This window comes from Urbifossiella limnaea (assembly GCF_007747215.1).
Taxonomy (GTDB): Bacteria; Planctomycetota; Planctomycetia; order Gemmatales; family Gemmataceae; genus Urbifossiella; species Urbifossiella limnaea.
The window spans coordinates 7,639,208-7,654,191 of the sequence record NZ_CP036273.1; the positions used below are offsets into that span (position 1 = coordinate 7,639,208).

The window sequence follows — 14,984 nt, forward strand, 5'->3', positions numbered from 1 at the left end:
GTCGCCCGGGAGCGGGGGAGCGTGTACACGTACATGGGCACCGCGGTCACCGGGCTGGGCCTCGACCTCGGCGCGCAGGACTACACGGACCGGGGGTTCTGGAAGCCGGTCCCGGCCACCCGGATCATCCCGCAGGGGCTCAACGTCACCGGCTCGGACGCGATGGCCCTCGGCGGGCTCGTCGTCCGCAACGACGTGCGCAGCGCCGTCGCCGCGTACCTGCAGAACACGACGGTGGTGGCGGACAGCGTCCGCGTGACGGCGGTGGAGGACGCGGTCCTGCGGGCGGCGGCGGACAGCTCGGCGGTGGCGTCCGGCGGGAGCGCGTACGGGTCCGGGACGGTGATCGCGGTGAACGCCACGATCGCCACCAACCTGATGCTGTCGGCGGCCGACGCCTACGTTACCGGCGGCGCGATCACCACGCCGGGCGACGTGACCGTGGCCGCGGCGAACACGTCGCAGGTGGACGCCACCACCCTCAGCGCCACGACCAGCGGGGACACGGCGGTGGGGGTGGTGCTGGCGTTCAACACCCTCGGCTGGCAGGCGCAGAACGTCCTGTTCAACACCCTCGACGCGCTGGTCGGGAGCAACATCGGCACCGAGCAGCCGGCGCGGACCCGGGCGTACGTCCGGGACACGCCGCTGGCCGTCGGGGGCGACCTGTCGGTGACGGCGGCGTCGGACGCGCAGGTGTTCGCCCGGGTCGGGAACCAGGCGACGTCGGCGGCGTCGGCCCTGATCGGGGCGACGGGTGCGGCCGGGAGCGGGCTGCTGGCGAGCAACCTCGTCAGCAGCACGGCGACGGCGTTCGTCGAGTACACGACGCCGGTGCGGGGCACGGTGACGGCCGGCGGGGCGCTGGTGGTGGCCGCCGAGGACAACACCGGGATCGACGCGGGCGCGACGCTGGTGGCGTCGTCGACGACGACGAACGACGGCGGCGCGAGCCTCGCCAACGACCTGATCAACTCCCTCCTGGACGACTACCGGTACACGACGAAGTCGGGGCCGCAGGCGGTGACGTTCGGCGACCGGGTGCGGCTGGACGACGCTTACGCCGGGGGCGGGACGGCGGGGGCGGTGTACCAGTACATGGGCACGGACGCGACGCTCGACCTGGGGGCGGCGGACTACTCGGACTACGGCTTCTGGAAGGAACTGAGCCCGTCGAACTTCCTGCCGAGCGGCCTGAACGTGACCGGGTCGGACGCGATCGGCATCGGCGGCCTCGTGGTCCGCAACGACGTGCGGAGCGCGGTGGACGCGCGCGTCACGCACACGACCGTCGGTGCGGCGTCGGTGGCGGTGACGGCGCTGGAGCACGCGGCGATCGCCTCGACCGTCGACAGCGCCGCCAGCGCCTCCGGCGGCAGCGCCTACGGGACCGGCACCGTGATCGCCGTCAACGCCACCATCGCCACCAACCTCGTCCTGTCGTCGGCGTCGGCGACGATCGTGGACAGCGCGGTGACGACGCCGGGGGCGGTCGTGGTGGACGCCCAGAACATCTCGAACGTGGACGCCACGGTCGTCAGCTCGGCGACGAGCGGGGACAAGGCGGCGGGGGTGGCGCTGGCCTTCAACACCATCGGCTGGCGGTCCCAGAACCTGCTGTTCAACACCATCGACGCGCTCCTCGGGACGGACATCGGCACCGAGCAGCCGGCGGCGGTGACGGCGACGATCCTGGACAGCCCGCTGAACGTCGGCGGCGACCTGACCGTCACGGCACGGGCGGACGGGCAGGTGAGCGCCGTGCTGGACAACCGGGCGGTGTCGGCCGCCGGGGCGCTGGTCAACGCCGTCGGGATGGCGGCGAGCGTGGCGCTGGCGAGCAACCGGGTGAGCACCCGGGCGACGGCCTTCGTCGACGACACCGCCGGCGCCGCCGGCGTTGTGCAGGTCGGGGGCGCCCTCACCGTCGCGGCGGAGGACGGGGCGGGGGTGAACGCCGAGAGCCACCTGATCTCGTCGTCCACGACGGTCAACGACGGCGGCGTGAGCATCCTGAAGGCGTTCCTGGCGCGGCTCGACGAGTACTCGTACACGACCAAGTCCGGCGTGGTGGACGCGACCGGCGCCGACGCCCCGGCGTTCGACTTCACGTCGGCGGCGACGAGCCAGACGGTGGCGCCGGACCAGCGGGTGAAGGTGCTGGCCGGGTACGACGCGAAGAAGGGGGTGGCGGAGGCCGTGTACCGCTACCTCGGCGCGGCGGCGACGCTGAACCTGAGCACGACCGACTACACGGACCAGTCGCAGTGGCAGCGGGTGGCGGTGGCGACGCCGGACCTGGTGCGGGTGGCCGCCGACTACGACCCGCTGAAGGGCGACGCGGGGGCGGTGTACCGGTACGTCGGCGGGTCGGCCACCCTCGACCTGGGGGCGCAGGATTACAAGAACGACGCCGCGAACTGGCAGAAGATCACCACGTCGACGGCCGACTATATCCCGAACATCGGCAACGTCACCCCGTCGGACGCGAAGTCGGTGGGCGGGCTGGTGGTCCGCAACGACGTCCGCGGGGGCGTGACGGCGTACCTGCACCACCTGACGGTGAACGCACCGTCGGTGGCGGTGACGGCGCTGGAGCAGGCGGTGATCACGGCGGCGGCCGAGAGTACCACGTCGGCGTCGGGCGGCAGTGCGTTCGGGACGGGGACGGTGTGGGCGGTCAACGGCGTCATCGTCACCAACAGCGTCCGGGGCAGCGCGGACGCACACCTGGACGAGGTGACGGTGACGACCGGGGACGTGACGGTGGCCGCGGAGACGGCGGCGCTGGTCGACGCGACCCTGCACGTGGCGAACACGTCGGGGGCGCTGGCGGCCGGGGTGGCGCTGGCGTTCAACACGGTCGGGTGGAACCCGGGGAACCTGCTGTTCCAGAGCCTCGACGCCCTGGTCGGGACCAACATCGGCACCGAGGTGCCGGTCGCCACGACGGCGTACATCCTCGACTCCACCGTCAACGCGACTGGCGACGTGTCCGTCACGGCGGTGTCCGAGGCGCAGATCAACGCGACGGTGAGCAACGCCGCCTCGTCCGCCGCGTCCGCGCTGTTCAACGCCACCGGTGCCGCGTTCGGCGCCGTGCTGGCGACGAACAAGGTGAGCAGCAGCGCGTCGGCCTCGATTACGAGCACCCCGGTCACGGCCGCGGGTGAGGTACTCGTCCGGGCCGAGGACCAGGCCGGGGTCTTCGCGAACAGCAAGATCATCTCCTCCTCGGTCACGTCGAACGACGGCGGGGCGGCGATCCTTCAGGGGCTCATCAACAACCTGCTACCGGCCGACTTCAGCACGGCCGAAGGGACGCGCGCCATCGACTTCGGCCAGCGCGTGCGGCTGGCGTCGGACTTCGTCGTCGACGACTTCACCACCGACCAGGGCGTGCAGACGGTGGCGCCGGCCCAGGTGGTGCGCCTGACCGACGACTACGCCGTGGCGGGCTTCACGACCGAGTCGGGCCGCCGGCTGATGGTGCCCGGGGACGTGGTGCAGGTCGGCGACGACTACGACCCGCTCCTGGGGACGCCGGGCGAGGTGTACCTGTACGTCGGCGCCCGCGGCCGGCTCGACCTGGGGATTCAGGACTACACGGACGCCGCGCTGTGGGTGCTCGTCGGCGGCGACGCGGGGAGCGCGTACCGCTACCTCGGGGCGGCGCCGCTGACGGGTGACCTGGCGGCGCAGGACTACCGCGACGAGGCGCTGTGGGCGAAGGTCGCGGGCTCGCCGGGGACCGTGTACCAGTACATGGGGACGGCGGCGACGCTCGACCTCGGCACCCAGGACTACGAGGACCTGGGGCTGTGGAAGGCGGTACTCGAAACCCAGCTTGTCCCGGCGCTCAACATCACCGACTCCGACTCCACCTCGGTCGGCGTCCTCGTCGTCCTCAACGATGTGCGGAGCGACGTGAAGGCGCTCCTCGACCACGTCCCCGTCACCGCGGCGGCCGTGACCGTCGTGGCGCTCGAGACGGCCGTCATCCGCGCCACCGCGGACAACAGCACCACGTCGTCGGGCGGGAACTCGCTGACGGGCGGCGGCACGTCCGACGCCGGCGGCGGCGTCCTGGCGACGAACCTCATCCTGAGTTCGGCGAGCGCGACCGTCCGCGAGAGCCACGTCACGACGACCGCCGGCGACCTCGAAGTCCGCGCCGAGAACCTGTCGCAGATCGACGCGAAGAACGCGAACGCCACGTCGAGCAACGGGCAGTCGATCACGCCCACGCTGGCGTTCAACACGATCGGGTGGAAGCCGCAGAACGTCCTCTTCACCACCCTCGACGCGCTGGTCGGCGACCCGCTCATCTCCAACGCGCTCGGTGGCCAGCAGCCGGCCCAGGTGCGGGCCGAAGTCATCAACTCGCGCCTCGACATCGCCGGCGACGTGACCGTCTCTGCGCTGAACGAGGCGGCGGTCAACGCCGAGTTGAGCAACAACGCGACCGCCGTGTCGATCGCCATCGCCACTGCCACGAGCCTCAGCGTCGGCGTCGCCATCGCCAGCAACATGGTGAACGCCGAGACGCACGCGAGCATCGACTACGTCACCACGGCCGCCGACTACACCGTGACGAGCACGCCGGCCACGCTGCGGCCCGGCGACCGCGTCGTGCTCGCGTCCGGGAAGGTCTACGAGTACCTCGGGCCGGTCGTCGCCGCGCCGAACCTGGGCGCGATCGCCTACGCGACGAACGCGGCCTGGCGGGAGTTCAACGTCGTCCTCGCGCGGAACGTGACGGTGTCCGGCGAGGACAGCGCCACGATCACCTCCGACAGCACCATCGAGGTGCTGGCCCAGTCCGCCAGCGACGCCGGGCTGAGCATCGTGACCGGGCTGCTCACCCCGTTCCTCACCGACTACCAGTACACGACCAAGTCCGGCGTGCGGCTTGTGAAAGCGGGCGACCTGGTCCTCGACGACGAGAACCCGACCCCGCTCCCGACGCCGACGGACCCCGGCGCCGAGATCAACAGCGTCTACCAGTACATCGGGGCCGACGCCACCCTCGACCTCGCGGCGCAGAACTTCGCGGACACGAGCAAGTGGGCGCAGGTCAAGGTCGAGCAGATGTTCGCCATCCTCAACAACCTGGGGCTGAACATCGACCCGGCCGACTCGACCGCGGCCGGCGCCATCGCGGTGCGGAACGACGTGCGGGGCGGCGTCACGAGCTCGATCGCCCACTCGACCGTGTCCGCCGCCGACCGCCTCGCGGTCACGGCGATCCAGACGGCCACGATCCGCGCCACGGACACCAGCACCGTCACGTCGATCGGCGGGAGTGTCCTCGTCGGCGGCTCGTCCAACGCGTTCAACTTCGTCATCGCCACGAACCTGGTGCTGAGCGGTGCCAGCGCCTTCATCACATCCAGCGACGTGACGACGGGCACGGGCGACGTGGCCGTCGAGGCGGTGAACACGTCCGCCGTCTCGGCCACGATCGCGAGCACCACGACCTCGAAGGGCGTGTCGGTCGGGGCGACAGTGGCGTTCAACACGATCGGGTGGGACTCACAGAACATCATCTTCAACCTGGCCGAGGCGATCTCCGGCGCCCCGCTCGGGACCGAGAAGCCCGCCACGACCCAGGCGTACATCACCGCCTCCACGGTCCGCGCCGGCGGGTCCGTGAGCGTCACCGTGATGTCGGACGCGAGCATCGACGCGACCGTGGAGTCGGCGTCCACGGCCATCAAGGCCACGCTGGCAGGGAGCACGAGCGTCGGCGTCGGCGCCATCGTGGCGATGAACAAGGTCAGCACCAAGACCCACGCCTACGTGCAGGACGCGCCGGTCCTGCTGGCCTCGAACGGGAGCGTCGAGGTGCTGGCGTCGGACGTCACGGAGGTCACGTCGTTCGTCACGGCCGCGGCCCTGTCGGTGGCCGCGTCCGCCGACAAGGCGACGGGCATCTCCGTCGGCCTGAGCGTCACGCGGAACGAGATCGCGAACGACATGGAGGCGTTCATCGCGAACGTCCCGCAGCCGACGGCGGTCAACGGCAACGTGACGGTGCGCGCCGACGAGAGCGCGACGATCGACGCGACCGCGACGGCGTCGTCGATCGTGGTCGCCGTCAGCCTGGAGAAGAGCACCGCGTTCAGCGGCGGCGGGGCGACGGCGGTCAACCTCATCGGCGGCAACAGCAACGCCTCCATCACGGGCGGCGCGGTCCTCGCCACCGGCGCGGCGCCGACGGCCGGGATGATCGAGGTAAGCAGCACGTACAGCTCGACCATCACGGCGACGGTGGAGGCCATCGCCATCGCGGCCGGCGGCGGGCTGGCCGGGAACACGCCGGCCGTGGCGATCGGCTTCGCCCTCGCCCGCAACCTGATCGGCTGGGAGGAGTACGGCGGAGCGGACGCGGTCGAGGTCCACGCCTCCACCAGCAACGCGACGCTGACGGCGGACAACGGCGTCACCGTCTCGGCTACGTCGGACGCGACGATCACGGCGACGGTCGAGGCCACGTCCGTCGCCATCGGCGTGTCGGGCGGCGGCGGCGCGACCGCCCTCAGCGCGGGCGGCGTGTGGACGGACAACAAGGTCGCGCTGGACGTGCTCGCCTCGATCGCCGGCGGCGGCGGCGTGACCGCCTCGGCGGGCGACATCACGGTTCACGCGCAGGACACGTCGCTCGTCTTCGCCGACGCGCAGGCGACCGCCATCTCGGCGGCGCTGTCCGGCGCGAAGACGGCCGCGTCGATCTCGGTCGGCCTGTCGCTGGCGTCGAACGCCGTGGACAACGCCGTCACCGCCGAGGTGCTGAACGCGGTGCAGCTCGCCGCCCCGGCCGGCCGGGTCGAGGTGAGCGCGCTGGAGGTCGCGGACATCACCGTCGAATCGACCGCGGTCGCCATCTCGATCGCGGCGACGGCGGGGAAGACCGGGCTCGCCCTGAGCGGCGGCGGCGCGGTCGCGCTCAACACGATCCTCACCGACGTGACGGCCCACGTGGACCGCACGCTGCTGAGCGCCGGCTCGGACGTCGCCGTGAGCGCCGAGTCCGAAGGGACCATCGACGCGACGGTGCTGGGCGTCGCCGGGTCGCTGGCGTTCGGCGGCAAGACCGGCGTCGCGGCGGCGATCGGCATGGCGGTCGCGCTCAACCACATCGGCTCGGCCGCCGACTCGGCCGACACGAAGGCCTACGTCGTGGACTCGCCCGTCCACGCCGGCGGCGTCTACACCGTCACCGCGAAGTCCGACCAGACGATCGATTCGAGTACGCGGTCCGGGTCCGTGGCGGTGGCCGCGTCCGGCGGCACGGGCGTCGGGCTCGCGGGGTCCGGGTCGATCGCCGAGAACACGGTCACCGCGCTGGTGCAGGCATCGCACGACGGCGACGGCACCGGCGTGGGCCAGGGGATCACGGCGCAGACGGTGACGGTCGCGGCGTCCGACGCCTCCGACGTGACGGCCGTGGTGCAGACCGCGAGCATCGCCGCCAGCGCGTCGGGGAAGACGGGCGTGACGGTGTCCCTCGGCGCGGCGGTCGCCACGAACGCGGTGTACACGACGGTGGACGCCCACGTCGCCGACGCGATGGTGACGACGAGCGCGCCGCTCGACGCGGACCCGCTGACGCCGGACGGCATCACCATCACCGCGGCCGAGAGCGCCACCATCCTCGCCACGACGCAGGCGGCGACGCTGGCCGCGTCGTTCGCCGGCGGCACGGCCGTGTCGGTGGGCGGCGCGGGGGCGGCGGCGACCAACCGCGTCGGCGGCGGGGCGATGGCCTCCGCCAACGGCGACACGCTGACGAGCGCCGCGGGCGTCACAATCGCGGCCACGAACACGTCCGACATCGACGCGGAAGTGCTGGCCGTGGCCGTCGGGGTCGGCGGCGGCAAGGACGGCGTCGGCGTCGCCATCGGCGTGTCGGTGGCGCGGAACTTCGTCGGCTTCGGGCCGGCCGCCGACCAGACGTACACGCACCTCGCCAGCGACAACGTGCTGACGCTGACCACCGGCGACCGGATCAAGCTCGACTCCGGGGCGCGGGCCGGCGACATCCTCCAGTACCTCGGGGCGACCGTCACCGTCACGTTCAACTACACGACGGGGAGCACGCCGGCGCAGGTGCGGCCCGGCGAGCGCGTCAAGCGACTCTCCGACAACGCGGTGTTCGAGTACGTCGGCGACACGAACCTGGGGAGTCCGAACCTCGCCACCCAGAACTACGACGACTTCTTGCTGTGGAAGCAAGTCACCGCGCTGCAGCAGGACTACGGCGACGTCACGCTCTGGAAGCAGGTGGACCTCGCCACGGCAGCCCTGGGCGTGACGGCCACCGCGACCGGGACGAGCGTCTCGGCCGTGAACGACTACACGGTCACGGCGGCCGGCCGGCAGACGATCGACGCCAAGGTGCTCGCCGCCACGGCCGCGGTCGGCGCGTCCGGCGGCACGTCGGTCGCGGTCGCCGGCTCCGGCGTGTACGTCGAGAACCGGATCGCCACCGACATCCGCGCCACCCACGACGGCGACGCGGGCGGCGGCATCGGGGCGGCCAGCGTCGTGTTCGCCGCGGCCGACGAGTCGGCGGTCACCGTCACCGCCATCGGCGCGGCGCTCGCCGCGGCGGTGGGCAAGAACGGCGTGTCGGTGGCGCTCGGCGTCACCGTCGGCATGAACTCGATCGACAACGTCGTGGACGCCCACATCGCCGGCGCGACGGTGACGGCGACGGCGCCGGACGACGGGAACCCCGCAACGACCGAGGGGATCTCGATCACCTCGACGCAGAACGACCTGATCCACAGCACGACCATCGCCGCGTCGCTGGCCGTGGCGGGGGGCAAGTTGGCCGTCGCCATCGCCGGGGCCGGCGCGGTCGCCTTCAACACGGTGACCGGCGGCGCGCAGGCGTACGCCGATGCGAGCGAGTTCCACAGCGCCGCCGGCGTCGTCCTCGCGGCCGAGAACGAGTCGGTGGTGGAAGCGAAGATCGTCGCGGCCGCCGCCGCGGTCGCCGTCGGGGCCGACGGCATCGGCGGCTCCATCGGCGTCTCGGTCGCCAAGAACTTCATCGGCCAAGAGGCAGACTCTACCCGCCCACCTAACAACAACCGCCCCACTTCTCGCCTTCGACGGCGAGCCCTCATCGGCGTCGGCCTCCTAGCGGACGCCCCCCGCATCGGCCTCGACGTTCTGGCGTACACGACCAACACGAGCATCGACGCGGTCAAGGACTACACCGTCACCGCGACCTCCGACCAGACGGTCGATGCGCTCGTGCTCGCGCTGTCGGTGGCGGTCTCGGGGGGGAAGACCGGCGTCGCCCTCAGCGGGTCCGGCGTCTACGCCGAGAACCGCATCGCGGTCGACGTGCTGGCGTCACACGACGGCGACGGCACCGGCCCGGAGGCGGGAATCCGCGCCCGCAACGTCATCTTCTCGGCGTCGGACTCGTCCGCGATCACGGCCGACGTGGCGGCCGCCACCCTCGCCGCCGCCGTCGGGCAGACCGCCGTGGCGATCTCGGTCGGCGTCTCGCTCGCCACGAACACGGTGGACAACCGCGTCAACGCGTCGATCGCCGACGCCGACGCCGGCGTGCGCACGACGGCCCCGGCCGACCTGAACCCGGCGACGATCGAGGGGGTCTCGGTCCGCGCGTCCGAGTCCGCGACGATCCACGCCACGTCGATCGCGGCGGCGCTGTCGGCAGCGCTCGGCAGCACCGGGATCGCGGTGAGCGGCGCCGGCGCCGAGGCCACGAACCGCATCAGCGGCTGGGCCGACGCCTCCGTCGCGACCAGCCCGCTGACCAGCGCCGCCGGCGTGGACGTGACCGCGACCAACACGTCGGACATCAACGCCAAGATCATCGCCGCCGCGCTCGCGGTCGGCGCCGGCTCCACCGGCGTCGGCGCCTCCATCGGCGTCGCCGTCGCCCGCAACTACGTCGGCTGGGGCCAGAACGGCGCGCAGCCGTTCGACTACCGCTCCGGCGACAACGTGCTGGCGCTGAACCCGGGCGACCGGGTGAAGCTGTCGGCCGGGCCGCGGGCCGGCGACGTGTACGAGTACACCGGCCCGGCCGTCAGCGTCTCGAGCGACTTCACCACGGCGAGCGGCTCCCCGGTCGTGGAGCCGGGCCAGCGCGTCAAGCGTCTCTCCGACAACGCCGTCTTCGAGTACGTCGGCGCGTCGAACCTGACCGGCACGAACCTCGCCACGGTGGACTACGCGGACCCGAACCAGTGGCGGCAGGTCACGGCGCTGCAGTCGAACTACGCCGACATCACGCTGTGGAAGCAGATCGACCTGACGAAGTCGCCGCTCGGCGTCACCGCCTACACCCTCGACTCGGCGATCACCGCGGCGGACAACGTCACCGTCACGTCCACGGCGCGGCAGACCATCAACGCGCTCACGGTCGCGGGGTCGGTGGCGATCGGCGGCGGCGGCACGGGGATCGGACTGGCCGGGTCCGGCGTCTACACCGAGAACCGCGTCTCCGTCCACAGCGGCGGGTCGATCGACGGGGCGGGGACCGGCGCCGGCTCGGGCGTGACCGCGCGGAACGTGTTCGTCACCGGCACCGACACGTCCACCATCGAGGCCACGGCCGCCAGCGTCGCGATTGCGGCCGCGGTCGGCGGCAGCCTGGGGGTGTCGCTGTCGATCGGCCTCGGGCTGGCGTTCAACACGGTGGACAGCCTCGTCGATTCGTACATCGCCGACGCCGCCGTCACCACGACGGCGCCGCCGGACGCCAGCCCGGCCACGCTCGACGGCATCGCCGTCGTCTCGACGACGAACTCCACCATCACCGCCACGTCCGTCGCAGCGGCCCTGGCCCTGTCGTTCAGCGGCGGCACGGCGGTCGCCATCAGCGGCGCGGGCGCCGTGTCGATCAACGTCGTGCTCGGCGGGGCGAAGGCGCACGCCGACAACACCACGCTCACCAGCGGGGCCGACGTGACGCTCGCCGCGGCGAACACGTCGCGCATCAAGTCGCTGAACCTGGCGGCGGCGATCGGCGTGGCCGGGAGCGGCGGCGGCGGCGCGGTCGGGGCGTCGATCGGCGTCGCGGTCGATCACAACTACGTCGGCTACGACTCGGACGGCAGCCGGCAGGGGCTCGCGGTCAAGGCCTACGCCACCGACACGCGCGTGACCGCGGCGCGGGACTACGCCGTGACCGCGGTGGCGAACCAGACGGTGGACGCGCTCGCCCTGGCCGCGTCCGCGGCGGTCGCCGCGAGCTCGGACGTGGGGGTCGCCGTGAGCGGGGCGGGCGTCGAGGCACAGAACTTCATCGCGGCGGATGTGGAGGCGTCGCACGACGGCGACGGCTCCGCGGCCGGGCGGGGCGTCATCGCCAACACCATCACCTTCCGCGCCAGCGACACGTCCACCATCACCGCCGACATCGTCGCCGCGTCGATCGGCGTGGCCGTCTCCGGGGCCGCCGCGGTGTCCGTCGCCGTCGGCGTCTCGCTGGCGTCGAACACGGTCCACAACTCGGTGGACGCCTTCATCGCCGACGCCGACAATGGCGTCGAGAGCCGCACCGGGAGCATCTCGGTCCGGGCCGACGAGGCCGCCACGATTCACGCCACGTCGATCGCGGCGTCGCTCACGGCCGGCGTCAGTTCGGTCGGCATCGCCGTCAGCGGGGCGGGGGCCGAGGCCACGAACCGCATCGTCGGCGGGGCCAGCGCCGGCGTCTCGAACAGCCCGCTGACGAGCGCCGCCGGCGTGGACGTGACCGCGACCAACACGTCGGACATCAACGCCAAGATCATCGCCGCCGCGCTCGCAGTCGGCGCCGGGGCCGGCGGCGGGGTCGGCGCCTCCATCGGCGTGGCGGTGGCCCGCAACTACGTCGGCTGGTCGCAGAACGCGGCCGAGCCGTTCGACTACCGCTCCGGCGACAACGTGCTGGCACTGAACCCGGGCGACCGGGTGAAGCTGTCGGCCGGGCCGCGGGCCGGCGACGTGTACGAGTACACCGGCCCGGCCGTCAGCGTCTCGAACGACTTCACCACGACGAGCACGCCCGCGGTCGTGCGGCCCGGCCAGCGCGTCAAGCGCGTCTCCGACAGCGCCGTGTTCGAGTACGTCGGCGCGTCGAACCTGAGCAACCCGAACCTCGGCACGCAGGACTACACGAACCCGAACTTCTGGCGGCGGGTGACGGCGCTGCAGTCGGACTACGGCGACATGACGCTGTGGCGGCAGATCGACCTGGTGAAGGCGCCGCTCGGCGTCACCGCCTACACCATCGACTCGCCGATCACCGCGGCCCAGAACGTCGCCGTCACCTCGACCGCGGCGCAGACGATCGAGGCCGTGACGGTCGCGGGGTCGGTGGCGATCGGCGGAGGTGGCATCGGCCTCGGGCTGGCCGGGTCCGGCGTGTACACCGAGAACCGCATCTCGGTCCACGGCGGCGCCTCGATCGACGGTGCGGGGAGCGGCCCCGGCTCGGGCGTGACCGCGCGGAACGTGTTCGTCACCGGCACCGACACGTCCACCATCGAGGCCACGGCCGCCAGCGTCGCCGTCGCCGCGAGCGTCGCGGGTGGCTTCGGCGCTTCGCTGTCGATCGGGCTCGGGCTGGCGTTCAACACGGTGGACAGCCTCGTCGATTCGTACATCGCCGACGCCGCCGTCACCACGACGGCCCCGCCCGACGCGAACCCGCTGACGCTCGACGGCATCGCCGTCGTCTCGACGACGAACTCCACCATCACGGCCACGTCCGTCGCCGCGGCTCTGGCACTGTCGTTCAGCGGGACCACGGCCGTGGCTATCGCCGGAGCCGGGGCGGTATCGGTGAACGTCGTACTCGGCGGGGCGAAGGCGCACGCCGACGACGCCGCGCTCACCAGCGCGGCCGACGTAACGCTCGCCGCGGCGAACACGTCGCGGATCAAGGCGCTGAACCTGGCGGCGGCGATCGGCGTGGCCGGGAGCGGTGCCGGCGGGGCGGTCGGGGCGTCGATCGGCGTCGCGGTCGATCACAACTACGTCGGGTTCGAGTCGGACGGCACCCGCCGCGGGCTCGAGGTCAAGGCCTACGCCACCGACACGAGCGTGGACGCGGCGCGGGACTACGCGGTCACGGCGCGGGCGAACCAGACGGTGGACGCGCTCGCCCTGGCCGCGTCCGTGGCCGTCGCCGCGACCTCGGACCTGGGGATCGGCGTGAGCGGGGCGGGCGTCGAGGCGCAGAACTTCATCGCCGCCGACGTGGAGGCGTCGCACGACGGCGCTGGCACGGGCGCCGGGCCGGGGATCGTCGCCAACACCATCACCTTCCGCGCGACCGACACGTCCACCATCACCGCCGACATCGTGGCGGCGACGCTGGCCGCCTCGGTGGCCGGGCTCGGGGCGATCTCGCTGTCGATCGGCGTGTCGATCGCGTCGAACACGATCGACAACTCGGTGGACGCCGTCATCGGCGGCGCGGCGAACGGCGTGCGGTCGCGCACCGGCGACATCTCGATCTCGGCCGCGGAGAACGCCACGATCGACGCCACGACCGTGGCCGCGTCGGTGGCCGTCGGCGGCAGCCTGGGCGTGGGGATCGCCATCGCCGGGGCCGGGGCGGAGGCGACCAACCGCATCCTCGGCGGGGCCACGGCGCACGCCGACGGGAGCCACCTGGACAGCGCCGCCGCGGTCCGCATCACGGCCGAGAACAAGTCGACCATCGACGCCGAGGTCGTGGCCGTCGCGGGCTCCGTCGGCATCGGGGCGAGCGCCGGCGGGGCCGGCCTCGGCATTGGCGTGTCGGTGGCGCGGAACTACGTCGGGTGGGAGCAGGACGCGGCCACGACATTCGACTACAAGTCGAGCGACAACGTCCTCACGCTGAACCCCGGCCAGCGCGTCAAGCTCGTCGGCGGGCCGGGCGCCGGCGGCATCTACCAGTACATCGGCTCGACGCCGCTCACGGTCACGGCCAACTTCACCAGCTCGCAGACGACGGCGGTGAACCGCGGGCAGAAGGTGCGGCGGCTCTCCGACAACGCCGTCTTCGAGTACGTCGGCTCGTCGAACCTGCCCGTCACAAACCTGTCCGGCGTGGACTACGACGACCCGCGGAACTGGCGGCAGGTCACGGCGCTGCAGCAAAACTACTCGGACGCCACGCTGTTCCGGCAGGTCGGGCTCGTGCCGGTCGGGCTGGGCGTGAAGGCGTACGGCTTCGACACGTCCGTGGACGCGACCACCGACTACGTCGTCACCTCGACCGCGGACCAGACGGTGGACGCCTTCGTGCTGGCGGCCGGGGTAGCGCTGGCCGGGGGCATCGGCTTCGGGCTCGCCGGCGCCGGGGCCGGCGTGTACACGCAGAACTTCATCGGCGTCGACACACAGGCATACCACGACGGCGACGGCGCGGGCACGAACGCGGGTGTCGCGGCCAACAACGTAACCCTCCTGTCGAGCGACACGTCGAAGATCACCGCCGACGCCGTCGGCGCGGCGGTGGCGTTCGCGCTCAGCGGCGGCGTCTCCATCTCCGTTGCGATCGGCGTCTCGCTGGCGTCGAACACGATCAGCAGCCTGGCGAACTCCTACATCGCGCGCGCCGACGACGGCGTGACGACGCGGACCCCGGACGACCTCAACCCCGCCACGACCGAGGGCATCACGATCGGGGCGACGCAGACGGCCACGATCAAGGCGAGTTCGTCCGCCGCGGCGCTGGCCGGGGGCGTCAGCCTCGGCGCCGGCGTCGGCATCGCCGGGGCCGGGGCCGAGGCGACGAACGTCATCCTGGGCGGCGCGCTGGCCCACGCGGACGGCAGCGTCCTCACCAGCGCCGCGGGCATCTTGCTCAGCGCTACCGACAAGTCCACCATCGACGCCAACATCGTCGCCATCCCGGTCGCCTTCGGGGGGGGAGCCGTCGGCGGCGCCCTGGCGATCGGCGCGGCAATCTCGCGCAACTTCATCGGCTTCTACGCGGACGGCACGCCGGC

Annotated in this window: 1 protein-coding gene (cut by both window edges); it reads left to right on the forward strand. The window is 72.5% G+C overall.

Every position in this 14,984-nt window falls within one protein-coding gene, locus ETAA1_RS30725, for a hypothetical protein, read on the forward strand. The gene is 47,154 nt long; 14,601 of those nucleotides lie to the left of the window and 17,569 to its right, leaving coding positions 14,602-29,585 in view (codon 4,868, complete, through codon 9,862, partial); the first codon wholly inside the window starts at position 1. The start codon and the stop codon both lie outside this window.